Origin of the sequence: Caballeronia arationis (assembly GCF_001544975.2) — a bacterium.
Classification (GTDB): Bacteria; Pseudomonadota; Gammaproteobacteria; order Burkholderiales; family Burkholderiaceae; genus Caballeronia; species Caballeronia arationis.
Map to the genome: position 1 here is coordinate 44707 of NZ_FCOG02000009.1, position 23825 is coordinate 68531.

The 23825-nt window shown below is 65.9% G+C and carries 24 protein-coding genes; 10 read left to right on the forward strand and 14 right to left on the reverse strand.

Translation table 11 applies throughout. The features are described 5' to 3' along the window. The first annotated feature begins 96 nt into the window (after positions 1 to 96). Positions 97 to 789 carry a DNA-3-methyladenine glycosylase I gene (locus tag AWB81_RS07525; protein WP_235025743.1) on the forward strand — a complete coding sequence of 231 codons (693 nt, stop codon included), beginning with the start codon at positions 97 to 99 and terminating at the stop codon, positions 787 to 789. Positions 790 to 810: 21 nt separating this feature from the next. On the opposite strand, the gene AWB81_RS07530 is transcribed toward AWB81_RS07525, so the two are convergent. Further along, positions 811 to 1635, reverse strand: coding sequence for an isocitrate lyase/PEP mutase family protein (locus AWB81_RS07530; RefSeq protein ID WP_062633773.1), 825 nt, complete (start codon positions 1633 to 1635; stop codon positions 811 to 813). Positions 1636 to 1832: 197 nt separating this feature from the next. Between AWB81_RS07530 and AWB81_RS07535 the strand changes: the two genes are divergently transcribed. Beyond that, the gene (locus tag AWB81_RS07535) at positions 1833 to 2585 is read left to right on the forward strand and encodes a YoaK family protein (protein WP_062633776.1); all 753 of its coding nucleotides are present in this window, start codon (positions 1833 to 1835) and stop codon (positions 2583 to 2585) included. A 20-nt stretch (positions 2586 to 2605) separates the two neighbouring features. Here AWB81_RS07535 and AWB81_RS07540 read toward each other — a convergent pair whose 3' ends face one another. Next, positions 2606 to 3352: an SDR family NAD(P)-dependent oxidoreductase gene (locus AWB81_RS07540; protein ID WP_062633778.1), complete on the reverse strand. Its 747-nt coding sequence runs from the start codon at positions 3350 to 3352 to the stop codon at positions 2606 to 2608. 34 nt (positions 3353 to 3386) lie between these two features. Continuing rightward, positions 3387 to 4133, reverse strand: a complete 747-nt coding sequence (locus tag AWB81_RS07545) for an SDR family NAD(P)-dependent oxidoreductase (protein ID WP_062633780.1) — start codon at positions 4131 to 4133, stop codon at positions 3387 to 3389. 165 nt (positions 4134 to 4298) lie between these two features. Here AWB81_RS07545 and AWB81_RS07550 point away from each other — a divergent pair, with 165 nt between their 5' ends. Beyond that, a complete protein-coding gene (locus AWB81_RS07550) occupies positions 4299 to 5186 on the forward strand; it encodes a LysR substrate-binding domain-containing protein (RefSeq protein ID WP_062633782.1) in 888 nt (295 codons plus the stop codon). Here the strand turns inward: AWB81_RS07550 and AWB81_RS07555 are convergent. Next, the gene (locus AWB81_RS07555) at positions 5183 to 5863 is read right to left on the reverse strand and encodes a Vgb family protein (RefSeq protein ID WP_062633936.1); all 681 of its coding nucleotides are present in this window, start codon (positions 5861 to 5863) and stop codon (positions 5183 to 5185) included. The two genes, AWB81_RS07550 and AWB81_RS07555, sit on opposite strands and share 4 nt — an antisense overlap. Positions 5864 to 5917: 54 nt before the next feature. Next, positions 5918 to 7138: a hypothetical protein gene (locus AWB81_RS07560; protein ID WP_062633784.1), complete on the reverse strand. Its 1221-nt coding sequence runs from the start codon at positions 7136 to 7138 to the stop codon at positions 5918 to 5920. A gap of 83 nt (positions 7139 to 7221) precedes the next feature. Between AWB81_RS07560 and AWB81_RS07565 the strand changes: the two genes are divergently transcribed. Beyond that, positions 7222 to 8016, forward strand: a complete 795-nt coding sequence (locus AWB81_RS07565; protein ID WP_062633785.1) for a DUF2182 domain-containing protein — start codon at positions 7222 to 7224, stop codon at positions 8014 to 8016. 15 nt (positions 8017 to 8031) lie between these two features. Here AWB81_RS07565 and AWB81_RS07570 read toward each other — a convergent pair whose 3' ends face one another. Continuing rightward, positions 8032 to 8868 (reverse strand): FTR1 family iron permease, encoded by an 837-nt coding sequence (locus tag AWB81_RS07570; protein ID WP_062633787.1) that lies wholly within the window; start codon positions 8866 to 8868, stop codon positions 8032 to 8034. 218 nt (positions 8869 to 9086) lie between these two features. Between AWB81_RS07570 and AWB81_RS44600 the strand changes: the two genes are divergently transcribed. The 5 genes from AWB81_RS44600 to AWB81_RS07590 all read left to right on the forward strand — a co-directional run bounded on the left by AWB81_RS44600 (position 9087) and on the right by AWB81_RS07590 (position 12343). Next, complete coding sequence (locus AWB81_RS44600) at positions 9087 to 9326, forward strand: hypothetical protein (RefSeq protein ID WP_143753701.1); 240 nt, start codon at positions 9087 to 9089, stop codon at positions 9324 to 9326. A 122-nt stretch (positions 9327 to 9448) separates the two neighbouring features. Then, positions 9449 to 10081: a heavy metal response regulator transcription factor gene (locus AWB81_RS07575; protein ID WP_235025748.1), complete on the forward strand. Its 633-nt coding sequence runs from the start codon at positions 9449 to 9451 to the stop codon at positions 10079 to 10081. Then, on the forward strand, positions 10081 to 11484 hold the full coding sequence (locus AWB81_RS07580) for a heavy metal sensor histidine kinase (protein WP_062633789.1): 1404 nt from the start codon (positions 10081 to 10083) through the stop codon (positions 11482 to 11484). Before AWB81_RS07575 ends, AWB81_RS07580 begins: the two co-directional genes overlap by 1 nt. 236 nt (positions 11485 to 11720) lie before the next feature. Then, a complete protein-coding gene (locus tag AWB81_RS07585; RefSeq protein ID WP_062633790.1) occupies positions 11721 to 12011 on the forward strand; it encodes a DUF4148 domain-containing protein in 291 nt (96 codons plus the stop codon). Between the two features lie 50 nt (positions 12012 to 12061). After that, positions 12062 to 12343, forward strand: coding sequence for a DUF4148 domain-containing protein (locus AWB81_RS07590; RefSeq protein WP_159938843.1), 282 nt, complete (start codon positions 12062 to 12064; stop codon positions 12341 to 12343). Between the two features lie 93 nt (positions 12344 to 12436). Here AWB81_RS07590 and AWB81_RS07595 read toward each other — a convergent pair whose 3' ends face one another. From AWB81_RS07595 to AWB81_RS07610, 4 genes are read right to left on the reverse strand one after another with little or no spacing between them, the layout of a single operon-like run. Next, the gene (locus tag AWB81_RS07595) at positions 12437 to 13747 is read right to left on the reverse strand and encodes an ATP-binding protein (protein ID WP_087134852.1); all 1311 of its coding nucleotides are present in this window, start codon (positions 13745 to 13747) and stop codon (positions 12437 to 12439) included. Beyond that, positions 13744 to 14406 carry a response regulator gene (locus tag AWB81_RS07600; RefSeq protein WP_062633795.1) on the reverse strand — a complete coding sequence of 221 codons (663 nt, stop codon included), beginning with the start codon at positions 14404 to 14406 and terminating at the stop codon, positions 13744 to 13746. The genes AWB81_RS07595 and AWB81_RS07600 overlap by 4 nt, the downstream gene beginning before the upstream one ends. Before the next feature lie 19 nt (positions 14407 to 14425). Continuing rightward, complete coding sequence (locus AWB81_RS07605) at positions 14426 to 14845, reverse strand: hypothetical protein (protein ID WP_062633937.1); 420 nt, start codon at positions 14843 to 14845, stop codon at positions 14426 to 14428. Between the two features lie 19 nt (positions 14846 to 14864). After that, positions 14865 to 15644: a COG4705 family protein gene (locus AWB81_RS07610; protein WP_062633797.1), complete on the reverse strand. Its 780-nt coding sequence runs from the start codon at positions 15642 to 15644 to the stop codon at positions 14865 to 14867. 195 nt (positions 15645 to 15839) lie between these two features. On the opposite strand from AWB81_RS07610, the gene AWB81_RS07615 reads away from it, so the two are divergent. Continuing rightward, positions 15840 to 16151: a hypothetical protein gene (locus tag AWB81_RS07615; protein ID WP_062633799.1), complete on the forward strand. Its 312-nt coding sequence runs from the start codon at positions 15840 to 15842 to the stop codon at positions 16149 to 16151. A gap of 22 nt (positions 16152 to 16173) precedes the next feature. Here AWB81_RS07615 and AWB81_RS07620 read toward each other — a convergent pair whose 3' ends face one another. The 4 genes from AWB81_RS07620 to AWB81_RS07635 all read right to left on the reverse strand — a co-directional run bounded on the left by AWB81_RS07620 (position 16174) and on the right by AWB81_RS07635 (position 23813). Further along, positions 16174 to 17616: an efflux transporter outer membrane subunit gene (locus AWB81_RS07620; RefSeq protein ID WP_062633802.1), complete on the reverse strand. Its 1443-nt coding sequence runs from the start codon at positions 17614 to 17616 to the stop codon at positions 16174 to 16176. After that, entirely contained in the window at positions 17613 to 18809 is a 1197-nt protein-coding gene (locus tag AWB81_RS07625; protein ID WP_087134853.1) for an efflux RND transporter periplasmic adaptor subunit, read from the reverse strand. Before AWB81_RS07625 ends, AWB81_RS07620 begins: the two co-directional genes overlap by 4 nt. A gap of 22 nt (positions 18810 to 18831) precedes the next feature. Next, positions 18832 to 22029 (reverse strand): efflux RND transporter permease subunit, encoded by a 3198-nt coding sequence (locus tag AWB81_RS07630; RefSeq protein WP_062633805.1) that lies wholly within the window; start codon positions 22027 to 22029, stop codon positions 18832 to 18834. Between the two features lie 131 nt (positions 22030 to 22160). Beyond that, positions 22161 to 23813, reverse strand: a complete 1653-nt coding sequence (locus AWB81_RS07635) for an FAD-dependent oxidoreductase (protein WP_062633807.1) — start codon at positions 23811 to 23813, stop codon at positions 22161 to 22163. Between the last annotated feature and the right edge of the window lie 12 nt (positions 23814 to 23825).

A 23825-nucleotide genomic window follows, 5' to 3' on the forward strand; every position in this document is an offset into this window, starting at 1 on the left:
CGCGTCGATGTGTCGAAGACAAATTGTGCGAAAACGATTCGTGTGTTGGATAAGATGGAACGGTCAGAAAACTGCGAATCGACAAACAAGGCACACGTGGTCACGAAGAAGAACAGTCAACCCGCAAAGCCCGCGGCGAAAAAAGTGGCGAACGAGGCAGCAGGGAAAGCGGCTCGCCCTCTGCGGGCGCAACCCGTCGACGTGATCGTCGGCGTCGATGGTCTCGCGCGTCCGCCGTGGGCCGCGACGGATTCCTTGCTGCAGGCGTATTACGACACCGAATGGGGAATGCCGGTGCGCGACGAGCGCGGGCTGTTCGAACGCCTGAGCCTCGAAGCGTTCCAGTCGGGACTTTCGTGGGCGACGATCCTGCGCAAGCGCGACGCTTTCCGCGAAGTATTCCTCGATTTCGACCCGGACGCCGTCGCGGCTTTTTCGGAAAAGGACATCGAGCGCCTGATGTCCAACGAGCGCATCATTCGCAACCGCGCCAAGATTCTCGCGACCATCGGAAATGCACGGGCGACCGTCCGTCTGCGCGATGAAGGCGGATTTGCCGCGTTCATCTGGTCGTTCAAGCCGGCGGTCACGCCCGCGCCCAGGCTCATTTCCGACATCCCGACCACCTCGGCCGAATCAATTGCATTGAGCAAGGCACTGCGCGCGAAGGGCTTCGCTTTCGTCGGCCCGACGACGATGCACGCGCTCATGGAAGCGACGGGCATCGTCGATACGCATCTCGTCGACAGTCACCGCAGAGGGTCGTCGGGAGTGTGGCCGCGCGAGTAGCACGGCGGAAACGCCGGATCGCTAGCGCTTTTTCGGAAAAAACGCGTCGAGCTGCGGATTCGAAGCCGCTTTGGCGAACCCGTCGAAGCTCCCGCTCGCAAGCGACTGCGCCACGCGCATGAACTCGCCCCACACGGTGCGAGCCAGCGCGCTGCCGACGCTGATGCGCCTCACGCCCAGTTTCGCGATGTCGTCCAAGGTGAGGTCCGTCGCGGAACTCACCAGCAGGTTCAGCGGTGCCGGTGCCACGGCCGCGACCGCTTCGGCAATCTGTTCGCGAGTCTTAAGGCCCGGCGCGTATAGGCAGTCTGCGCCCGCGTCGCGATAAGCGACCAGGCGGGCGATGGTGTCGCGCAAATCATTGCGCCCGTGCAGATAGTTTTCCGCGCGGCCGATCAGCATCGCATCGCCGCCGGCTTCGTCGAACGCGCGTCGAGCCGCTTCGATGCGCGCTATCGCGACGTCGAGCGGATAGATCGGATTGCCGGCGTCTCCGGTTGCATCTTCGATCGAAAGACCCGCGATGCCGGTATCGAGCGCGAGCCGCACGTTGTTGGCGACTTCGGCTGGATCGTGTGCGAAGCCGTTCTCGAAGTCCGCGTTCAACGGCAGGTCGGTAGCCGACACCATGTCGCGAAGATGGGCGAGTACCTGTTCGAGCGTGACGCCGTTGTCAGGCTGGCCGAGCGTCCATGCGAAACCGGCGCTCGTGGTGGCGAGCGCCTTGAAGCCGAGACTCTCCAGATAGCGGGCGCTTCCGATGTCCCACGGATTCGGCAACACGAAGCAACCCTGATCGTGCAACGCGCGAAACGTTGCGCGCTTTTCGGCGGTTGAACCCGGCATGGCTTGACCCCTTTCGAGACTTGTTCAACGGATCGGCTGGAACATCCTTCAGGATAGCCCGACGCGCCGCACCCGGCTACCTGCGGAATCCGCGGGTCTTCCGGGCCTGAGCCGACGCTCCCCGCGTACGGAAAACAATAGATGCTGGGAGTTTTCACGGCATAGAATAAGCGCTCGATGCCCGTCTCCCGTCCGTCATGCCGATCCACTACCTTCGCAGCCTGACTGCCCGCAATCGCACCGTTCTGGCCAACCGGCGGCTCGGGCTTGCGCTCGCGTTTGTCGCCGGCGCGGCCAACGCCGGCGGATTTCTCGCGGTGGGACAGTACACCTCCCACATGTCGGGCATCGTCTCGGCGCTTGCGGACAATCTCGCAATCGGCGAAACCATGCTCGTCGTCGGTGGACTGAGCGCGCTCGCGGCGTTCCTCTGCGGTGCTGCGGCGTCGGCGATGCTCATCAACTGGGGCCGGCGCAGGCAGGCTCACAGCGAATACGCGATGCCCCTTTTGCTCGAAGCCTTGTTGCTGCTGTGCTTTGGCCTCCTCGGCTCGAACCTCGAACATCATCGCGTGATGTTCATGCCCGCGACGGTCGGCCTGCTTTGCTTCGTGATGGGCCTGCAGAACGCGATGATCACGAAGATCTCGAAAGCCGAGATTCGCACGACACACGTGACGGGACTCGTGACCGATATCGGCATCGAACTCGGCAAGCTCTTCTACTGGAACCTCGGCGAAGCACAGGGCGGCGAAAAGGTCCGCGCCGACCGCGCGCGCCTGCGCCTGCTGTCGTCGCTGCTCGGGATGTTTCTGGCAGGCGCGCTGGCGGGCGCGTTCGGGTTCAAATACGCCGGCTTCGTCGCGACGATTCCCCTCGCCACGATCCTCGTGGCGCTCGCCGTCGTCCCCGTTCTCGACGATCTGCGCGGCAGGAGCGCGCGCGCCTGAGCGCGGGACTGCCTCGGTCGTCAGAGCTTCGAGCCTCCGTCTACCCGCAGCGTCTCGCCCGTGATCCAGCGCGCGGCGTCCGAAGCGAGAAACGCCACTGCGTCGCCGATGTCGTCTGGCTGGGCCAGACGTTGCAATGCCTGCATGCCGAGGGTGGCCGCGCGTCCCGCATCCGTCTTCGTGAAGTTCGACATGTCGGTTTCGACGACGCCCGGTGCAACGGCGTTCACGCGGATACCCCGTTCGCCGAGCATCGACGCGAAGTGCGTGACGAGCGTATCGACCGCGCCCTTGGTCGCCGCGTAGGCCGAAAGCGTGCCGACCGCAGCGCGCGCCGCGAGCGACGAGAGCAGCACGATGCTGCTGCCCTTGCACATCACCGGCAGCAGTTGCTGGACGAGGAAATACGGCGCGCGCACGTTCACGGCGAACAGGTTGTCGAAGTCTTCGACGGTCGTCTCCTCGATGCTCGCGGCCTTCGAGACGCCCGCGTTCGCCACCAGAATGTCCAGACGATGGCCGATCACTTCGCGCACGCGTTCTGCGAGCCGATGCGGGCCGTCGGCATCGCGCAGGTTCGCCGGGATTTTCTGTGCAACGCCGCCCGCCGCGCGAATCTCCTCGACGACGGCATCCGCTTCCTTTTCACCGCTGCTGTAGTGGACGAGAACCTGCGCACCCGCGCGAGCGAGTGCGAGCGCGCTTGCGCGGCCGATACCGCGCGATGCGCCCGTGACGAGCGCGGTCTTTCCTGTGAGGTTGTTCATGACGAAACTCCGGTGATGTAGGTAAAGAGGGCGCTCAGCCGGCGGTCTTGCCGCCGTCGACGGTGACGATCTGGCCAGTCACGAACGACGCCGCGTCGGAAGCGAGAAACACGATCGCGCGGGCGATGTCGTCGGGCTTGCCGACGCGTCCGAGCGGCACGGACGCGGCGAGCGCGGCCTTGCGGTCGGCGGTTCCGGTGAAGCGGTCGAGCATGCCGGTGTCGGTCGGTCCGGGCGCGACGGCGTTCACGCGCACGCCCGACGCCGCCACTTCGAGCGCCGCTGATTTCGTGATGCCTTCCACCGCGTGCTTGCTTCCTGCGTAGACCGATGCGAACGCGGCGCCTTCGTGACCGTACGTCGACGACACGTTGACGATGCTGCCGTGCTCCTGCGCCTGCATGACGCGCAATTCGTGCTTGAGGCTCAGGAGGGTGCCGAGCACGTTGGTTTCGAAGGTCGCCGCGTAGCTCTCGGCGGTTTGATCGACGATCGGGCCCGGCTCGCCTTCGGTGCCCGCGTTGTTGACCGCTGCGTCGATCCGGCCGAAGCGTGCGACCGCGGCATCGACCAGGTCGCGCACGTCGTCGTCGCGGCGGACGTCGGCGCGGACAAAGACTGCGTCGGCGCCGCGTTCGCGCAGTTCGGCTTCGAGCGCCCGGCCTTCGGCTTCCCGACGACCCGAAACGACGAGGCGCGCGCCGCTGTCGGCGAAAGCGAACGCGGTTGCGCGGCCGATTCCGGTCAGCGCGCCGGTGATGAGGATGACTGGCTTGGTCATTTTCAAACTCCTTGGGATATAGATGAAAGGTATGGGGCGGACGACGGGTGGTTGCTGCGTGTCGTCCTTGCCTGTTGAGCAATGTAGAGGGCGCTTGCCTAAATGAAAAAGACTTTGTAGGCTGAGGGGCATGCCTGTGAAGCATGGGAAAGCGCGAGAAAGGAAATGGAACTGCGCCATCTAAAGTACTTCGTGGCGGTCGCCGAGACCGGCAGCCTGACCGTGGCGGCCGAGCGGCGGCTGCATACGTCGCAACCCTCGCTCAGCCGGCAGATTCGCGACCTGGAGGACGAGGTCGGTGCGGCGCTGTTCAGTCGAAGCGCACGCGGCGTCGAATTGACGGCGGCGGGCAAGGCGTTTCTCGATCACGCGCGACTCGCGCTCGCGCAGGTAGACGCCGCAACGGAAGCGGCGCGCCGCGCGTCGCAGCCGGCGAAGAAGGTGTTCGCGCTGGGCTTCCTGACGGGCGAGGAGATGACTTGGCTACCGCGCGCGATGCAGGTGCTGCGCGACGAACTGCCGAACATCGACGTGACGGTGTCGAGCCACTATTCGCCGGACCTCGCCGACGCGCTCGCGCGCGGCAAGCTCGATCTCGCGTTTTTGCGGGCCGAGCCGGGTTTCGATCTGACGTATCGCGTGGTGAGCCGCGAGAAGCTGGTCGTGCTGATGCCGAGCGATCACTGGCTGACGGAGCGCGCCGCCATCCGCGCGGAGGATCTGAGCGGCGAGACGTTCATCATGGCGTCGAACAAGGCGACGTCGCTGCACGACGTGATCGAACGCTATCTGCGGGAGAGCGGCCTCGATATCACGCCCGAGCACGGCGTCGACAACCTGGCGATGGCGATGTCGCTCGTGGCTTCCACGCGCGGCCTCGCGCTGATGCCGGAGTATGCGAACAATCTGCTGCCGTGGTCGGTGGTGAGCCGGCCGCTGGAAGGCGAGGCGCCGACGATCGACCTCGTTGTCGGTTACAGCCGGTCGAATGCTTCACCCACGCTCGAACTGTTTCTGTCGAGAGTGGACGAATTGACGGCGGTTCAGCCCTAGGCGGCGTCGTCCGGGGTTTTCGTGTCGCCGGCGTCGCCCGGCTGGCGCCTCGGCCGGCGGACGGCCCGAATCTTCCCGCTGCTTCCGCCTCCGCAGTAGAACCGGTCGCCGCCATCGGACTCGAGGCCCGACACGCCGACGCCAGCCGGCATGTCGAGACGCTCCAGCAACTCGCCCGTGCGGGCATCGATTCGCCGCAGTTCGCTCTCGTCGGCTTCCCACGTGGCGTGCCAGAGTTCTCCTTCGACCCAGGTTACGCCGGTGACGAAGCGGTTGGATTCGATGGTGCGAAGAACGGCCCCTGTCTGCGGATCGACCTGATGGATCTTGCGCTCCTGATACTGCCCGACCCAGAGCGTCCCTTCGGCCCACGCGAGCCCCGAATCGCCGCCGCCGCCGGGCGCCGGGATCGTGGCGAGCACGCGCCCGGTCTTCGGATCGATCTTCTGGATACGCTCTTCGGCGATCTGATACAGGTGCTCTCCGTCGAAGGCGGTGCCCGCATGGGCGGCGACTTCGATCGAGCGCACCGTCTCGCCGCTCGCCGGATCCAGGGCGTTCAGCGTGTCGCCGGCGGCGAACCACACTTGCTGGCCGTCGTACGTGACTCCATTCACTTTGTCGACGCCCGGAAAGGGCCCGTATTCACGCACGATTTCAGCCGCTGAACGGTTCATGGTCGGATCCTGATTGTCTTGGTTGCTCGTTGACGGACGATTCATGCTCCCATCCTAGTCGCCCGAAAGCGATGCGGGGAGTAACAAGGTCGTCGTGAATCCGGGCACCGGCGGAGTCATCCAGCGGCGCGCCCGTCCGAGACCGAAGGACTGCACCTTGCCCGCCGTTGCGAGCGAATCGAGCGCCCGCTGCACGGTGCGCTGGCTGGCACCGAGCGCAAGGGCGAGCGCGGAACTCGACCACGACTCGCCGTCCGCGAGACAGGCGAGCATCGCCGCATGCTCCTCTTCGACGGGCCGCGCCAGCACCACGACCTCGCGCGCGTCGCGTGGCGAGAGCGCAAAGCCTTGCTTCGTGGCGCTCACGTCGGCCAGCGTCCCGAGCATCGCGCGAAGCCGCCCGACTTCGACCCGCAACCGTGCCCGGTGCGACTCGTCGGCATGTTTCGTGCGAAATGCCCGCGCGATGAGCGCGTCCCTCGGCACGTCCGACGGCCATGCTTCGCCGAGCGCACGCGCGAGCGCGAACAGCACGGGACGGCTCGCGAGCGGCACCAGCGTGTGTGCGTCACGGACGACGAGACGGCACGCATCCACGACGAGCGCCTCCGAGGCAAGCAGCGCCTCGACGTCGTCGAGCAGGAGGAGCCGTTCCTCGCCGCGTGCAATGAGGCGCGCCGCGGGGGCGTTCAAAACAAGGAAAGCGCTTTCGACTTCGGCCGCGAGCGCAGGGATGCGCGCGTGTTGCGCGGCGAGCTCGGCCCGGGCGAGCGCCGCGCGCGCGGGCTTCGTCCTGAGGCGCCGCATCGCGATACCCGCGACGACCAGTTCATGAGCGGCCCGCAATGCGGGCGGGAATGGCGTGGGGTCGAGCGCGGCGAGCGTGCGCTCGGCATCGTCGAGGCGACCGATCAGGAGCAGGCGCCGCACTTCGAGATATCGCGCGTGCGCGGCGTTCAGCCGGTCGCCGTGCGCTTCGAGCGTCACCCGCGCTGCGTCGAGCGCCCGGGTCGGCCAGTTCAGGTCGCGCGAGACGAGTGCGATCTCGGCCTCGGCGACGACGCATCGCGCCCGGGCCACGGCCTCCTTCGAACCGAACGCGCGGGCCGCGCTTCGCACGAGTGCCTTCGCCCGCACGAGGTCGCCGAGCTGCGCCATCGCGATGCCCCGCAGCGCGAGCGCGGGAGCGTCGTCGCGCAAGGCCACCCGGTTCAGCGCGCCGAGCGGATCGCCGGCTGCGAGCGCACGCGCCGCCGCCGTGATCAGCGAGTCCATCGTCTATTCGAATCCCGCCACACTTGTCACTCCCGCCGTCCGAAGCCCGGTACTAATCTAGCACGACCATCAGGGAGCGAAAGATGTCGGTACGGATGGTTTCCGAGCGGGGCTTCATCGGCGTGTCGGTGCTGCTTTTCGCCGTCAGCGCGGCGGCGACGGTCGTCTGGTGCGAATCGATGTCCTCGATGGGCGAGATGCCGATGCCCGGCGGCTGGACGATGTCGATGGCATGGATGCCGATGTGCGGACAGTCGTGGCCCGTTGTCGCGGCGTCGTTCGTCGGCATGTGGGCCGTGATGATGGTCGCGATGATGCTGCCGTCGCTCATGCCGATGCTGCGGCGCTATCGCGAGGCCGTTGCTGCGAGCGGCGCGACGCGTCCCGGCCGGCTGACCGCGGTGGCGGGCGTCGGGTATTTCGCCGTGTGGACCGTGGCCGGCGTCGTGGTCTTCGCGCTGGGCGCCGCGCTGGCTGCCGTCGAGTTGCAGGTGCCCGCGCTCGCGCGCGCCGTGCCGGTCGCGATCGGGGTGGTCGTCGTGATCGGCGGCGGGCTGCAGTTCAGCGCGTGGAAGGCGCGTCATCTTGTCTGCTGCAGGGAGGCGCCGGGACGCGGGCACGCATTACCGGCCCACGCCGGGATGGCATGGCGATATGGACTGCGCCTCGGCTTTCACTGCATCGGTTGCTCCGCCGGCCTGACAGCAATCTTCCTCGTCAGCGGCGTCATGGACCTGCGCGCGATGGCCGTGGTGACGGCCGCCGTGACGGCCGAACGTGTCGCGCCGGCCGGTGAGAACGTCGCGCGAGGCATCGGCGCGGTGGCTGTCGGCCTCGGGCTCTTGCTGATCGTGCGGGCGGCTGCCGCGGCCGGATGACGGGTGCCGCGTCGCTCATGCAGGCTGTTTCGGCTGCGCCGCGCGCGTGCCGGACTGGCCGACCCAGCGATTCAGCGCAATCGTGCCCGCCAGCGTCGCCACGTACACGATGATCTGGATGCCCGCCGGGCGCGCCGTGTAGCCGACGAGCGTATGCAGCATCTTTCCGACGATGCTGGTCTCGTCGAGCAGCCACGAGGTGTCCCAGACCTGTTCGCCGAGCGCCGGCACGAGTCCGGCGGACAGCAGGTAGCCGGCGCACTGGCTCGCCATCCCGGCCGACAGCAGCATGATCAGCCAGTTCGTCACGCTGAAAAGGCGCTTGACCGGAATCTGCAGCAGGCCGAAGTACATGCAGGCGCCGAGTCCGATGCCGCCCAGAACGCCGATGGCGCCGCCCACGGCCATCTGCGAGGTCTGTCCCGGATCGCCCGCGGCGATGCCGTAGAGGAACAGCACGGTTTCGGAGCCCTCGCGCAGCACGGCGACCGCCACGACGATGGCGAGGCCCGTCAGGGGCTTGGCCCCGCTCGCGACCGCTTTCCCGACCGCGCTCAACTGCTGTGCCATTTCGCGACCGTGCTTGCTCATCCAGACGCTGTGCCAGGTGAGCATCGCGACCGCGAGGAACATGATGGCCGCGTTGAACACCTCCTGGCCCATGCCTGCCGCGAAGGAGCCGATGACATCGGCGAAAACGGCGACCAGCGCTGCGCCGACGATCCCCGCAACCAGCCCGCACGACACCCAGAAACCGCGCCGCGGAACGCCCTTGGTGGCGGCCATCACGATGGAGATGACGAGCGCGGCTTCGAGCACTTCACGAAACACGATGATGGCGGTCGACAACATGCCGGAGCTCCTGTGCAGACGGGTGATCGGATTGGGTGACGCGACGTCCGCCAGGGGCAGCAACGTCATGCGAGCGCGCCTCGGACGACGGCAAACTCATGCACTTGAGTGCGTCAGAATACGATTGAGTCGCATTATGCTCAAGATATTTCGGTCGCCAAACGCACCCTAATTGACGACTAAGTCGCCAGTCCGAAAGTCGGGTCTGAGGGCAAACAATGACCAGCGTGACGATTCGACGGGGCGAGCGCGTGGAGGGCGCGCATTCATTGACGCCAAAACCTGAGAGAGAAATTCCCATGTTCGACTTGATGATGCAAGCGGTCCTGGTCCTTTCGGCGGGCGCGCTCGGCACATGCGCGATCTCCGACATGTTCTCCCGCGATGTGCTGAGCCGCGCGGGCCGCCATGGCCGCTACGCCGACCTGAACGACTTCCCCGGCGGCCCTCGAAGATGACGCTTTTGTAATCGGACGCCGGCGAGCGCGGCGTAAAATCGCAGGCATGGTCAATCGCTTACGATGAGGTCGCCGGGATGCGCATTCTGATAGTCGAAGACGAGCAAAAGGCCGGCGCATAGATCAAGAAGGGACTCGAAGAAGCCGGCTATCTGGTCGATGTCGTGCGCGATGGCGCCGAAGGGCTGATCCTCGCGCAGGAAGAGAACTACGACGTCATCGTTCTCGACGTGATGCTGCCGACCATGGACGGCTGGACAGTCGTGCGCAATCTTCGTCAGACGAAGGCCACGCCGGTCATCTTCCTCACTGCCCGCGACGACGTCGCCGATCGCGTGCGCGGACTCGAACTCGGCGCAGACGATTATCTGGTGAAGCCGTTCGCCTTCGTCGAACTGCTGGCACGCGTGAGGACGCTCGCGCGTCGCGGTCCGCTGCGTGAAAGCGACCTGATCTCGCTCGGCGATCTGGAGATCGACGTGACGCGCCGCAAGGTGCGCCGCGCGGGCAGGCGCATCGAGCTCACGCCGCGCGAATTCGCGTTGCTGCAACTGCTCGCGCGGCGGCACGGCGAAGTGCTGAGCCGCACGCAGATTGCGTCCTACGTCTGGGACATGAACTTCGACAGCGACACGAACGTGGTGGAGGTGGCGATCCGCCGCCTGCGCGCGAAGATCGACGACGACTTCGACGTGAAGCTGATCCAGACCGTGCGCGGTGTCGGCTACGTGATCAATACCCAAGAGACTGACTGATGCGCGCGCGTTCGCTCACCACGACGCTCGCCTTCGCCTTCGCCGCCACCACGCTCGCCGTATTCGGCCTGGTCGGCAGTTTCGTGTACTTCGCGCTGGAGCGGCAGGTGCGGGTGCAGGACGATCTCGACATCGTCCTGGCCGCGCGGCACACGCGGCGCCTGGCGGAGGAACTGCAGGATTTCGGGGACGTCCGCCGCTTCAACGAGCGGCTCGAGAGCCAGGTGCTCGGCAACGAGGCGCTCTCCATCGGCGTCGCGGATGCGTCGGGCAAACTGCTGCTGCAGCACAATCTCGGCGCAACCGCCGAAGGACTGACGCCAGCTTCCGAGCGCGTCCCCGCCGCGGCCCGGATCACGGACAACGCCATCTTCGCGGCCACCGCGCCGGACGGCGATCCACTGCGCATTCTGACCGCCGATGCAAAGCTCGGGGACGGGACGGTCGCCACCATCGTGATCGTGCGCAACATGCGCGACCGCTGGCTGCTGCTCGACCGCTATCGCGACCGGCTGCATCTCGCCGGAGTCGCGGGCGTGCTGCTGACGTTCGCCATCGGCTATTTTCTCGTGCGCCGCGCGCTGAGTCCGCTGCGCGAAATGGCCGAGAATGCGGCGGGCGTCACGGTCGACAAGCTCGACACGCGCATCGCGGTGGAGGGCGTGCCGAGCGAACTGGAGCCGCTCATCGTGTCGATCAATGGCATGCTCGCGGGGCTGGAGCGCAGCTTTCAACGGCTCTCGCAGTTCACCGCCGATCTCGCCCACGACATGCGCACGCCGCTTGCCAACATGCGCGGCGCGACGGAGGTCGCGCTCGCGCGGCCCCGCTCGGTCGACGAGTATCAGGCACTCCTCGCGTCGAATCTCGAAGAGTGCGACCGTCTCTCGCGCATGATCGAAAACGTGCTGTTCCTCGCGCGCGCGGAGCATCCGCAATTTTCGCGGCACATGGGAGAGTTTGAAGTGGCCGGGGAACTGCACCGCATCGCCGAATACTTCGAAGGACTCGCGGAAGACGCGGGCGTGCATCTGACCGTGAGCGGCTCGGGTCATCTCAGGGCCGACGTCGAGCTCTTCAGGCGCGCGGTTAGCAATCTGCTTGCCAATGCGGTGCGTCATACGCCGCGCGAAGGCGCGATCAGGCTCGCTGCCCATGCGGATTCCGCCGGGGTGCGGGTGACTGTAGAGAACGAGGGCGAGCCCATCGATCCTCTGTTGCTCGAGCGCATTTTCGACCGCTTCTATCGTGGCGATCCGTCACGCGCCGGCGGTCCTGCGAGCGGTTCGTCGGGCCTTGGCCTTGCGATCGTCCGGAGCATCATGGAGTTGCATGGTGGCCGCGTGCACGCCGAAAGCGACGCACGCAACACGCGCTTCGTGCTGTCCTTCCCTCCGCAATAGGCCGACGCGCTGCCCCGCAGGAGCAGCGGGCCCACGCCGTCATCGCTCCTTCGCGCGCGACGAACTTTATCGTGCAAGTTATCAAACTTGTAACGTCCGCGTCAGCATCGTGTCGGTCTCCGGGCACCACAATCACTTCAACGCCAATCATTCAAACAGCGGCGTTCCAGCGGGTTTCATTCGGTTCCATCGGTTCGAATGAGCCCTTTGTCATTGATTCCTGGAGGCTGATCATCATGAAGAAAATCCTGTGTGCGGTCCTGACGGCCGCAATGCTGGCGCCGCTGGCGTCTTTTGCCCAGACGACGGGCGACCATGTGACGCGCGCTAAAGTACGCGCGGATCTCGTGCAACTGGAGGCCGCGGGCTATCAACCCAGCACGCACGACGCGGACTATCCGAACGCACTTCAAGTTGCCGAAGCCAAGGTCGCGGCGACGCATGATCGCTCGGTTGCTTACGGCGGCGCTCAGGACGGCTCCGCCTCGAACGGCATGCCGGGCGCAAGCCATGCAGCGGCGCAATGAGTCGCGCCGAACCGGTCGCACTTGTTCAATTGTCGAAAAGGGAAATCATCATGAAGAAGACCGCGTTGTTCCTGCTTGCATCGATCACGGTTGCCGTTGCCACGCAAGCGTCGGCGCAAGCCGGCGGACTGACCCGTACCGAGGTCGAGCAGCAACTCGTGCAGGCCGAGGCGAAGGGCCTGGCGCCGTCATCCTCCGTCGACTATCCGCCGAGCGAGCGTGCGATCGACCGCAACCGTGCGATCTTCGAAGCACGGCATGAAGGCAAGATCGGCTCGTTCGCGCAATCCACGCGCGATGCGGGCGCGACCGAAGCGTACGCGTCGAATTGAAAAGGGTGAACGTCGTGCATGCGGCGTCCCGCGTGGCCGTGATGTCATGCGCATCCGGGCAGGGCGTCGCCGCTGTTGTGCACCTCGGCGCTGTTACTTGCCAGGCGCCCCCGGTGCGAGCGTCACGGTAGCGACGAGCCCGCTGGGCACCCCGTCGGACAATTCGATCTGCGCGCCGATCCGCGCGGCGATGCTCCCGACGATCGACAAGCCAAGCCCCGAGCCGTCCACATCGCTTCCGAGCACGCGATAGAACGGATCGAACACCCGCGCACGTTCCTCGGGCGCGATGCCGGGACCCGTATCCGTCACGCAAATCCACGGCCGTCCGTCAGCAAGCCCGGTCGAGAGATCGACAGATCCCCCTTCAGGCGTATAGCGAATCGCGTTGTCGACGAGGTTACGCACCAGAATCGTGAGATCCGCTTCGGGAGCATGCACAAGCACGTCCCCGTCGCTCGACACGCCGATATCGATGCGCCGTTCCTCGGCGAGCGGCATCAGGTCTTCAAGGACATGCCGAAACACTTCCTGCACGCGCAATTCGGCAACCGTCGACGCGCGCGGCTTTTCCTGCAGGCGAGCAAGCGTCAAAAGCTGGTTGAGCAGCACGCGGGTGCGCTCGATGCCGCAACGCATCGACCTGAGCCGCTTGCGCGCCGCGTCCGGCATCTCGCTGGCATCGAGCCGCTCGGCCTGTAGCGAGAGCGCGGTGAGCGGCGAGCGCAGTTCATGCGCGGCATCGGCGACGAAGCGGCGTTGCGCGGCAACCGATGTCTCGACGCGGGCGAGCAGTCGATTGATTGCCACGACGAATGGCGTGATCTCGCTCGGGAGCGCGTCGCCGGCGAGCGCGGAGAGGTCGTGTTCGGGCCGGTTGTCGAGGCTTGTGGCGAGCAGCGTCAGCGGCCTGAACATGCGGCGGACCACGAGATGCAATACGACAAGCAGTACGAGGGCGAGCGTCCCGAACGGCATGACGGTAGCGAGCGCGCTGTTGCGCGCGATCTCGTCGCGGCCGGCCGTCTGCTGGCCGACCACGACGCGCGTCCCGCTCGCGAGTGTCTTCACGACGATCCGCCATGGCACGCCTTGCACGCTCGCGTTCTGCAAACCGTCGGGCAAATCGGCGGCGAGCGTAAGCGGCTTGCGCTCGATGGTCGTCTGGATCACGAGCTTTGCTTCGAGGTCCGCCCGATTCGCGACGTTGGCGAGCGCCTCGTGCTCCATGACGCCGAGGCTCTGCGGCGTGATGAGCAAGGCGATTTGCTCGAGCTGGTCGTCCTGCAATTCGTTCGCCTCGTGAAAGGCCGTCTTGAACGCGATCACACCAGCGACGATTGCAATCGCCACCACGAGCGCCGACAGCCACGCCGACAACCTGAACTGAAGCGAGCGCGTCATGGCGCTTTCGACACCATCCAGCCGACACCGCGCACGTTCTTGATGGCAGCGGTGCCGAGCTTCTTGCGCAACGAATGGATCAGGAATTCCACCGCGTTGCTCTCGACTTGCTCGTTCCAGCCATAGATGCGCTCCTCCAGTTCTGCACGCGAAAGGATCGCACCGGGGCGGATCAGAAGCGCCTGCAGCAGCGCGAACTCGCGACTGGACAGGCGCGAGAAATGCGGCCCGGAACTGGCTTCGCGGGTGGCGGGATCGAGCGTGACCAGGCCGTTGCTCATGTTGGGCGCCGCCTGCCCGCCGCGCCGCCGGATCACCGCGCGCATGCGCGCCTTCAGCTCCGACATGTGGAAGGGTTTCAGGAGGTAATCGTCGGCGCCCGCATCGAGGCCGAGAATGCGATCGTCGATGCAGTCGCGTGCAGTGATGATCAGTATCGGCACGAGACTCCCCGCCTGGCGCACGGCGCGCAGCACGTCGAGCCCGTCTTTCCCAGGCAGGCCGAGATCGAGCAGGATCGCGTCGTAGACGTGCGTCTGAAAGCTCGTGAGCGCGAGCTTGCCGTCGCGTACCCAGTCGGCCGCGTAGCTGTCGTCTCTCAGCGCATCCTGCACCGCCTCGCCGATCATGCGGTCATCTTCTACCAGCAATACTCTCATCCCGTGCCCCCGAAGAGACTCAACATGTCCCGTGACAGGTGCCGATGCGATCCATTGTCGCGAGCAGGTCCGCGAGCGCCTGCTTGCAGTTCGCCTGATCGGGCGCCTTGGCCCGCAACGCATCGAGTGCACGGTCGATCGCCTTGTCGACCGTATGCCAGTCCGGCGCCGCGCGCGGTTTGAGCGACGGTTCGGCTTCGTCCCACGACGTCTCCAGATCCTTGATGCGCGTCTTCGCGCCGGCGAGGTCGCCCTTGTCGACTCGCGCAGCCGTATCCGCGACGATCGCCCGAAACGGCGTGAGGTCGCCGAGCTTCGAAGCGGTCGCGGCCTGAATCGATCCGATCAGTGCGAATCCGTCAGGCGTGAACGCGGTGCCGAACGTGGCTGCGCCCAGCGCGATGCTCAGTGCGACGGTGAGGAGGCGTGGTGCTTTCATCTTCTTCTCCCAATTGAGGTCAGGCAAGGCTCGATTCGTCCGCGTTCGGCTTCGCGATACTCACGTAAGCGACGAGCGCAACGATAATCGTCAGAAAAATGACACTGGTGTAGATCGTCCCGAGGCCGACGCCGCCGTACGTGCGCGACTGCGAGAGCAGGTCGCCGAGCGACGCGCCGAGCGGACGCGTCAGGACGTACGCGATCCAGAAGGCCGTCACGCGGTTCAGTCCGATGTACGCTGCGAACGCCGTGAGGGCGATCAGCGCGCTGAAGATCACGACGCCGAGCGAGAAGCCGAGGCCGAGCGCTTCGGTCGCGAAGTCGCCGGCAGCGGTGCCGAGCGCAAAGGTGCAGAGGATGGCGGCCCAGTAGAAGAGCTCGCGGGGGCGGGTGTCGATCGCGCGAATCGACAAGGTGCCTTCCGAGCGATACCAGATCCAGAAGATTGCCGCGAGCATCGCTCCGAAGCAGGCCGTGCTCGCGTAGAGGCTGACGCCGGCGCCGTCGTTGAGCGCATCGGTGATCTGCGTGCCCACCACGCTCACCAGCACGACCGTGAGCCAGTAGATCCACGGCACGAAGCGGCGCGAGCGCAATTGCGCGAGCAGGGCGATGATGAGCAGCGTAGCGGTGATCGCGTCGGTGACGATCGCGCCGAGACCGACGTTCACGGCGAGATAATCCGCGCCAGTCTCGCCGACTGTGGTCGACATGATCTTGATGATCCAGAAGGCGAGCGTCACCTCCGGCACCTTGTTGATGGCTCGGGTCAGATAGGCGCTTCGGGTCTTGGCCATGAAAATGCCTCGCGGGAAGGGCGTACGCGCAGCCGCTTCCCGGGACGGGATGGCATGGCCTGCGCGTCGTGTCGGAAGCAACTTTGGGCGGCGAGACTTAGTAGTCGCTTAGCGAGCGCTTTGGCGCAAGCTCAGGATGTGCTAACTCTGCCGGGGGACGATGGCGGATTGCATTGCGACCTGCACGGGGTCTTTATGACGATCATTGCGAACGCAAACGGCGGCCTGCTCGAGTCCGTCGAGATGGAGCTATTGCCGCCCATGGGCGCGGAACCCGCATGCGTCGCCGTGTATCTGTCACAGCCGAATCCGCCGGCATCGCATCTGTTGTGGAACTCGCGCCCGGACGGCAGCCGATATGCCGTCGATCAGCAACTCGCAACCTTGTCCGATCTCGTGAACGACTGCCTTCTCCTGTCGGGGGCAGACAGTGCCGCGCTGAACGAACTCGCCACTGCGTTCGAACGGTGCGCCGCGCGCATTCGCCTGGCATCCAAGGGCCCCTGAAACTTCACGGCTCCGCTCCGGTTCACTTCGTGCTTGCTAATGGGCTTGCCGTGTCCTGCCATCCTCCTCCCAGCGCAACGAGCAGTTGCACGCAGGCGATCACCCGCCGCGCATCGATCTGTTCGGCCGTGCGCTCGTTGGTGAGCGCGATGGTCTGCGCCGTCACCACGTCCAGATAACTCACTGCGCCCGCCTGATAGCGATTGGTCGTGAGCCGGAGCGAGAGCGCCGCCGCATCGGATGCGCGACGCTGGCTCTGCGCTTCGTCGGCGAGCGCATTCAGCGAGGTCAGGTCGTCCTCCACCTGCTGAAACGATGTGAGGACGGTCTGCCGGTAATCGGCGACCGAGCCGTCGTATTGCGCGTGCGCACTCTTGAGCGTGGCGTTGCGCTGGCCGCCGTCGAAGATCGTGGCGGCGAGTTGCGGTCCGAGCGACCAGAAGAGACTCGGGGCGCTCAGCCACGGCGCGAAAAAGGTGCTTTCGAGGCCCACGCTCGCACTCAGCACCAGATTCGGGAAATAGGCTGCGCGAGCCTCGCCGATCTGCGCATTCGATGCGAACACGCGCCGCTCCGCTGCGGCGATGTCCGGCCTGCGTTCGAGCAACTGGGAGGGCAGCCCGGGCGGCACGTCGGGCACGGACAGCGTCTGCTCATGGGCGGCAACGGTGAACGTCGATGCCGGTTCGCCCACCAGCACGGCGATCGCATGCTGAAGCTGGGCGCGCTGCGCGCCGGTGTCGGTCGCTTGCGTGCGGGTGCTTTCGAGCTGCGCTTGCGCCTGCGCGACGGCGGATGCGTCGATCGCGACGTTCGCGAGTTGCTGGTTCAGGAGACGCAGCGCCGCAGCGTAGGCAGACACGGAATCGTCGAGCAGCTTCTTTTGCGTGTCGAGCGAGCGCAGGTTGAAGTAATCGGTGGCGAGTTCGCTCGTGACCGACAGGCGCACCGCTTCGACATCGGCCGCGCTGGCGTCGGCATTCGCCTGCGCGTTCGTGGCGGCGTCGCGGATGCGGCCGAACAGGTCCGGTTCCCACGAGGCCGACAGTCCCGCCGAATAATCCGGCACCGTCTTGCCCGCGAGCGAGTGTCCCAGCACGTTCTGCGAAGTGCGCGCGCGGCTTTGCGCGACACCCGCTGTCACGCTCGGCCAAAAGCCGGCATTCTGATAGTCCGCTAGCGCGCGGGCCTGGTGCAACTGCGATACCGCTTTCTTCAGTGTCTGGTTGGAGACGTCGACGCGTGCTTCGAGCCGGTCGAGTTCGGGATCGTTGAAGACGGTCCACCACGGGCCGCGCGGCGTCTGATCGGCGGGAGCGGCGGCCGACCAGCCCGGCGTGGCGGCGTAATGTGCCGGCACGGCCACGTCCGGTTTCGAATAAGGCGGCAAAGTGGAACAGGCAGCGAGCACGGCGCAAACCACGCCAGCGACGAGCACGCGAAGCAACATCGGTCTGCTGTTCATGACGCGCTCGCCATCTTCGAGACGCGTACAGTCTCGCCGCTCGTGATCGCGTCGCCGGGGTTATCGATCACGCGGTCGCTCGCATTGAGGCCGGTCGTCACTTCGACATGCGTGCCGAAGTCGCGTCCGATTGTGACCGTTTTCAGTTGCGTCCTGCCGGCGGAATCGACGGTCGCCACGGTCACGCCGTCCGGCCGGAAGAGCAGCGCGCTCACAGGCAGGTCGAGCGCCGGCCTGCTGTTCTCGAGCGCGAGATGCACTTGCGCATACGCGCCCGGCAGCAGCGCCCCGTCGCCGTTCGAGACGTCGACTTCCACGCGCAGGGTGCGGCTCGTCGGGTCCATCGCACCCGCATTGCGCGCGACGTTCGCGGCGAAGCGGCGGCCGGGATACTGCTGCACCGTGAGATAGGCCTGCGTGTTCGCCGAGATGAAAGGCGCGTCGTTCTGCGGCACGTCGACGAACACGCGCAACGTGTCGCGCTGGGCGACATGAAAAAGCTCGCCGCCCGAGGCCGCCAGCCCTGGCGCGCCGCCCGCCGTCACGAGCGCGCCGACGTCGACATTGCGCGCGGTCACTACGCCGTCGAAAGGCGCGGTGATCTTCTCGTACGACACGAGTTCCGCGAGTCTGCGCACGTTAGCCTGCGCGGACTGCAGCATTGCGCGCTTCGCCTGCATGTCGCCGGATTTGGTGTCCGCATCCTGCTGCGAGACGGACTGCGTCTTCAGCATGTCCTGCCAGCGCTGCGCCGTGACCCTCGCGTAATCGAAGTTGGCTTGCGCCGTGGCTTCGTCGGCGCGCGCCTGCAGGAGTTGTGCATCGAGTTCGGGGGTCTGGATGGTAGCCAGCACGTCGCCCTTTTTCACGTGCGCGCCGATATCCGCGTACCAGTGCTCGATATAGCCGCTTGTGCGTGCGTAGATCGCGGCATCGGCGAAGGCGGTCACCGCGCCGGGCAGCAACAGTTCCTGCATCGAAGGCGCCGTGCGCGGTGCGACGACAGAGACCGTCTGCATGCTGAGCGATGCCGTCTGTGCGGTGAGCGCGGTCTGCGCGTGCAGTCGCGGCAGGATGCCCGCGGCGAGCAGCGCGGCCACGACGCCTGCGATCAGCACCGGGGCGAACACGCTACGCCGCTTGCGGGGTGAAGGCATCGCGCGGGATTCTTGTTGGTCGTCTTGCTGGTTCATGGTCGATGGACTGAGTGGAATGTCACTGGCCGGCGGCGGGGCTCGGAGCGGGGTATCGGGTCGCGCGGCGCCGGGCGAGCCATGCATGCACCATGCCGAATACGACCGGCACGAAGAGCAGCGTCGAGACGGTGCCGAGCATCAGTCCGCCGATGACCGCCCGTCCGAGCGGCGCGTTCTGCTCGCCGCCGTCGCCGAGGCCGAGCGCCATCGGCAGCATGCCGATCAGCATCGCGAGGGCCGTCATCAGCACGGGCCGGAAGCGGCTGAAGCCTGCTTCGAGCGCGGCGCGAAGCGGTTCGGCGCCGCCTTGCAGCATCTCGCGGGCTGCATTGACGACGAGGATGCTGTTGGCCGTCGCAATGCCGATACAAAGAACGGTGCCGGTAAGCGCTGGCACGCTCAGGGTCGTGCCGGTTGCGAACAGCATCCACGCGATGCCCGCGATCGACGCGGGCAAGCCGCTCACGATGATGAGCGGGTCCAGCCATGACTGGAAGTTCACTACCATCAGCAGATAGACGAGCACGATCGCGAAGGCGAGTCCGAGCGCGAGTCCGCTGAACGATTGCGTCATCGATTGCACCTGGCCGCGCATCACGATCGACGAACCGGCCGCCAGCGACGGCTCCGTCTCCTTGATGAGCTTCGCGACATCGGACGCAACGCCGCCGAGGTCGCGGCCTTGCACGGACGCATAGATATCGAGCACCGGTTGCACGTTGTAGTGCGACACCACTGCCTGCTGCGACACGCGCGTCATCGTGCCGAGCGAACCGAGAATGCTTTGCTGCGAGGCCTGGGTCGCGGTATTCGTCGCGCCGTTGGTGAGCGGCAGGTTGGCGAGCGTCTGAAGCGAATGGTTGTCGGTTTGCGGCACTTCGGTCATTAGCGGATAGCTCACGCCGTTCTTCGGATCGAGCCAGAAGTTGGGCGTCGTCTGCGAACTTCCGGAGAGCGCGATCAAGAGGTCCTGCGCGACCTGCTTTTGCGTGAGGCCTGCCTGCATCGCCTTGGTGCGGTCGACGTTCAGATCGATGGCGGGCGCATTGCCCGGCTGCTGAATGCGTGCATCGACGAGCCCTTGCACGTGACGAAGCTTCGTCAGCAGCGCATTGGCCGCGACCCGGTTTTGCGCGAGGTTCCGGCCGACGATCTGTATGTCGATGGGCGCTGGCTGGCCGAAGTTGAGAATCTGGCTCACGATGTCGGCGGGCAGGAACGCGAAGGTCGTGCCGGGAAACGACGCGGCGAGCACGCTGCGCAGTCTCGCGACATAACTCGCGGTCGGCGCATGATGGGGCGTGAGCGAGATCATGATGTCCGCGTCCTCGCTGCCAATGGGCGCCGACGACGAGTAGGTGAGATTGATGCCGCTCACCGGCACGCCGATGTTGTCGAGCAGCGCCGCTTCTTCGGACTTCGGAATCACGGTACGGATCTTCGCTTCGACCTCGTCGGCGAGGCGCGCCGTCTCTTCGATGCGCGTGCCGGTCGGCGCGCGCATGTGCAGACGGATCTCGCCTGTATCGACGCTCGGAAAGAAGTCGCGGCCGGTGAAGGGCACGAGCGCCATCGACCCGAGGCAGAAGATCGCGAACGCTGCGATCACCTTGCGCGGATTGTCGATGCCGCGGGCGAGCGCGCTCTTGTAGCGCGTCCGAAGTGCTTCGAAACGTCGTTCGAACGCGGCCTGCCAGCGCGCCAGGAACGCAAAGCGTCCGTGCGGCTCGCGCTTGCCGCCGGCCTTGAGCAGGTACATCGCGAGTGTCGGAATCAGCGTGCGCGAGAAGAAATACGATGCGCACATGGCGAGCACGACCGCTTCGGCGAGCGGAACGAAAAGATAGCGCGCCACGCCGGAGAGCAGGAACATCGGCGCGAACACGATGCAGATCGAGAGCGTGGAGACGAAGGTCGGCACCGCGATCTCGCCCGATCCGTTCAGGATCGCGTCCTGCAACGAGGCGCCGTTCTCCAGATGATGCGTGATGTTCTCGATGGCGACGGTCGCGTCGTCCACGAGAATGCCGACCGCGAGCGCGAGGCCACCGAGCGTCATGATGTTGATCGTCTCGCCGAGCGCCGAGAGCGCGATCAGCGATGTGATGACCGACAACGGGATCGTCACCGCGATGATCAGCGTCGCGCGCCAGCTGCCGAGAAAGAGCAGGATCATCATCGCGGTGAGACACGCGGCGATCAGCGCCTCGCGCACGACGCCCATGATCGACGACTTGACGAACACGGACTGGTCGGCGAGCGGCGTGATCCTGAGCGCGCTCGGCAGGCCTGCGGAGATCTTCGGCAGCATCGCCTTGATCTGCTGGATGATCGTGAGCGTCGAGGTGCTGCCGGTCTTCTCGACGGTCAGGAGCGCCGCGCGCTTGCCGTCGCTGCGCACGATGTTGGTCTGCGGCGCGTAGCCGTCGCGTACATGCGCCACGTCGCGCAGATACACGACACCGCCGTTGATCGCCTTGATCGGCAGGTTGTTGAGCGCCGCGACGCTCCCGGTGCTGCCGTTCAGTTGCACGTTGTATTCGCGCGTGCCGATCTTCACGGTGCCGCCGGGAAGGATCAGGTTCTGCGCATTGACGGCGTTCACCACGTCGCTCGGCGAGAGGTCCTTGGCCTGCAGCTTGCGCGGATCGATGTCGACCATGATCTGCCGGATCTTGCCGCCGAACGGCAACGGAACGGCCGCGCCCTGCACGGTCGCGAGCTGCGTGCGCACGAAGCTGTTGCCGAGGTCGTAGAGCGTCTGCTCCGGCAGCGTGTTGCTCGACAGCCCGAGTTGCAGGATCGGCACCGTCGACGCGTTGTAGGTGATGATGTTCGGCGGCAGCGTGCCGGGCGGCAGGATGCGCAGGATCGATGCCGAATTCGCCGTGGCCTCGGCGACCGCGCGATTGATGTCGGCGCCCGGGTGAAAGAAGACCTTGATGACCGAGACGCCGTTCAGCGACTGCGATTCGATGTGCTCGATGTTCTCGACATCGGATGTGAGCGCGCGTTCATAGTTCGAGGTGATGCGCTGCGCCATGTCCTCTGCGGAGAATCCGTTGTAGGACCAGACGATGCTCACCACCGGAATGTCGATGTTCGGAAAGATATCCGTCGGCGTTCGCATGATCGCGAGCGGGCCGATCAGGAACAGCAGGAGCGCGAGGACAATGAAGGTATAGGGCCGGCGAAGGGCCAGTCGGACGATCCACACAAGAGTTCCCGGGCGTTGATGCGCCTGAAGCGCAAAGGAATGCAAAAGCCCAGTGTGCGGGAGCGCGCTTTACCCGTTTCTGACGCGCGGATGACAAGTCTGTAATGTGGCCGTCAAGGTCGAAGCCGCTGCTATCGACCTTCGAGTTGAAGATACTTGTGCGCGAAGGCGATCGCCATGCTTCCTTCTCCGACCGCCGACGCCACGCGCTTGACCGGGCTCAGTCTCACGTCCCCGCAGGCGAATACGCCGGGCACGCTCGATTCGAGCAGATACGGATCGCGGCTGTGGGACCAGCGCCCCGCCTTGACGACGTCGTCGCCGGTCAGGACATAGCCTCGCTTGTCGCATGCGATTTCGGGCGGCAGCCATTCGGTTTCCGCGTCGGCGCCGATGAAGACGAACAGGCCGCCGCAATCGTGGCGGCTCACCGTCGCCGTGGCGTTATCGAGTATGTCGATGGCGGTGAGGTGCGTGTCGCCATACGCGCCGACGATTTCCGAGCGCAACTTGACCACGACATTCGACTTGCCGGCAAGCTGCTCGACAAGGTAGCGGGACATGCTCTTTTCGAGGGCGTCGCCGCGGACGACGAGCGTCACCATGCGCGCGTGACCGGCGAAGAACAGCGCGGCCTGGCCCGCCGAGTTGCCGCCGCCGATCAGATGCACGTCGAGTCCGTGAGTCGCGCCCGCTTCGCTGCGCGCCGCGCCGTAGTAAATGCCCTTGCCGATGAAGCGGTCAAAGCCTTCGATCGCGAGGCGGCGCCACGTGACGCCCGTCGCGAGGATCAGCGTGCGCACGCGAATCACATCGCCGCCGTCGAGGTGAACGCAGCGCGACTCGACATCGATGCGCTCGACCGCGCGCGTCACCAGAATCTCCGCACCCAGGCGCTTCGCCTGCTGCAAGGCCCGGCTCGCGAGTTCGTCGCCGGAGACGCCGCTCGGAAAGCCCAGGTAGTTCTCGATGCGCGACGAAGTGCCGGCCTGTCCGCCCGGCGCCTCGCGCTCGACCGCGATGGTGCGCAGGCCTTCGGACGCGCCGTAGACCGCCGCGGCAAGGCCGGCGGGGCCGCCGCCGATGATCATCGTGTCGTATTCGGCAAGGCGCGGTTTCGTCTGCAGACCGAGCAACTCGGCGAGTTCGCGCGTCGCGGGCCGGCTGAGCAGCGTGCCGTCAGCGAGGCGCAGCACGGGGCAGTCTTCCTCGGCGGGACAGGGGGCGTGCCAGCGCGTCGCCATTTCGGGCGCGTCCGGCGTCATCCAGTCGAAGCTGATCTGGTTGCGCGCGAGAAACTTGCGCAAGCCGGCACACACCGTGTCCCACCGGCTGCCGACCATCGTCACGCGCGGCTTGGGCGGTTCGGCGGCGATCCCCTGCAGTCCGCCGATGCGCTCGCGCGCAAGTGCGCCCATCTTCACCGCGACCTCCGGCGATGCCGCCGCCAGCGCGTAATAGCGCTGCGCATCGACGCGCATCACACGCGACGGTTCCGCGGCCCGATACGCGCCCGGAAACGGCGAACTCAACGCGAGCGGCACTTCGCCGAAGATCGTCCCGGGAAGACGCCAGCCCAGCGTGCGCTCGACGCCGTCGAACAGCTTGACGACCTCCATCTTGCCGGAGAGCACCGCATAGAGCGCCCGCTCGCCGCCTTCGTGGACAGCGAACTCACCGGGACACAGATGCAGGTCCGCCGAGGTGTTCGCGAGATGGTCGAGTTCGGCGTCGGAAAGGGTGGAGAACAGCGGAATTGCCCGAATGTCGTCAAGTGTCAGCATGGCATCGTCGAG

Coding starts and splice junctions, on each gene's coding strand:
- AWB81_RS07550 (WP_062633782.1), top strand. CDS start 4,299: ATGGAACTGCGCCATCTAAAGTACTTCGTGGCGGTCGCCGAGACCGGC.
- AWB81_RS07610 (WP_062633797.1), bottom strand. CDS start 15,644: ATGGCCAAGACCCGAAGCGCCTATCTGACCCGAGCCATCAACAAGGTG.
- AWB81_RS07565 (WP_062633785.1), top strand. CDS start 7,222: ATGTCGGTACGGATGGTTTCCGAGCGGGGCTTCATCGGCGTGTCGGTG.
- AWB81_RS07605 (WP_062633937.1), bottom strand. CDS start 14,845: ATGAAAGCACCACGCCTCCTCACCGTCGCACTGAGCATCGCGCTGGGC.
- AWB81_RS07545 (WP_062633780.1), bottom strand. CDS start 4,133: ATGACCAAGCCAGTCATCCTCATCACCGGCGCGCTGACCGGAATCGGC.
- AWB81_RS07570 (WP_062633787.1), bottom strand. CDS start 8,868: ATGTTGTCGACCGCCATCATCGTGTTTCGTGAAGTGCTCGAAGCCGCG.
- AWB81_RS44600 (WP_143753701.1), top strand. CDS start 9,087: ATGACCAGCGTGACGATTCGACGGGGCGAGCGCGTGGAGGGCGCGCAT.
- AWB81_RS07585 (WP_062633790.1), top strand. CDS start 11,721: ATGAAGAAAATCCTGTGTGCGGTCCTGACGGCCGCAATGCTGGCGCCG.
- AWB81_RS07560 (WP_062633784.1), bottom strand. CDS start 7,138: ATGGACTCGCTGATCACGGCGGCGGCGCGTGCGCTCGCAGCCGGCGAT.
- AWB81_RS07595 (WP_087134852.1), bottom strand. CDS start 13,747: ATGACGCGCTCGCTTCAGTTCAGGTTGTCGGCGTGGCTGTCGGCGCTC.
- AWB81_RS07625 (WP_087134853.1), bottom strand. CDS start 18,809: ATGAACCAGCAAGACGACCAACAAGAATCCCGCGCGATGCCTTCACCC.
- AWB81_RS07535 (WP_062633776.1), top strand. CDS start 1,833: ATGCCGATCCACTACCTTCGCAGCCTGACTGCCCGCAATCGCACCGTT.
- AWB81_RS07555 (WP_062633936.1), bottom strand. CDS start 5,863: ATGAACCGTTCAGCGGCTGAAATCGTGCGTGAATACGGGCCCTTTCCG.
- AWB81_RS07615 (WP_062633799.1), top strand. CDS start 15,840: ATGACGATCATTGCGAACGCAAACGGCGGCCTGCTCGAGTCCGTCGAG.
- AWB81_RS07635 (WP_062633807.1), bottom strand. CDS start 23,813: ATGCTGACACTTGACGACATTCGGGCAATTCCGCTGTTCTCCACCCTT.
- AWB81_RS07590 (WP_159938843.1), top strand. CDS start 12,062: ATGAAGAAGACCGCGTTGTTCCTGCTTGCATCGATCACGGTTGCCGTT.
- AWB81_RS07600 (WP_062633795.1), bottom strand. CDS start 14,406: ATGAGAGTATTGCTGGTAGAAGATGACCGCATGATCGGCGAGGCGGTG.
- AWB81_RS07620 (WP_062633802.1), bottom strand. CDS start 17,616: ATGAACAGCAGACCGATGTTGCTTCGCGTGCTCGTCGCTGGCGTGGTT.
- AWB81_RS07530 (WP_062633773.1), bottom strand. CDS start 1,635: ATGCCGGGTTCAACCGCCGAAAAGCGCGCAACGTTTCGCGCGTTGCAC.
- AWB81_RS07580 (WP_062633789.1), top strand. CDS start 10,081: ATGCGCGCGCGTTCGCTCACCACGACGCTCGCCTTCGCCTTCGCCGCC.
- AWB81_RS07540 (WP_062633778.1), bottom strand. CDS start 3,352: ATGAACAACCTCACAGGAAAGACCGCGCTCGTCACGGGCGCATCGCGC.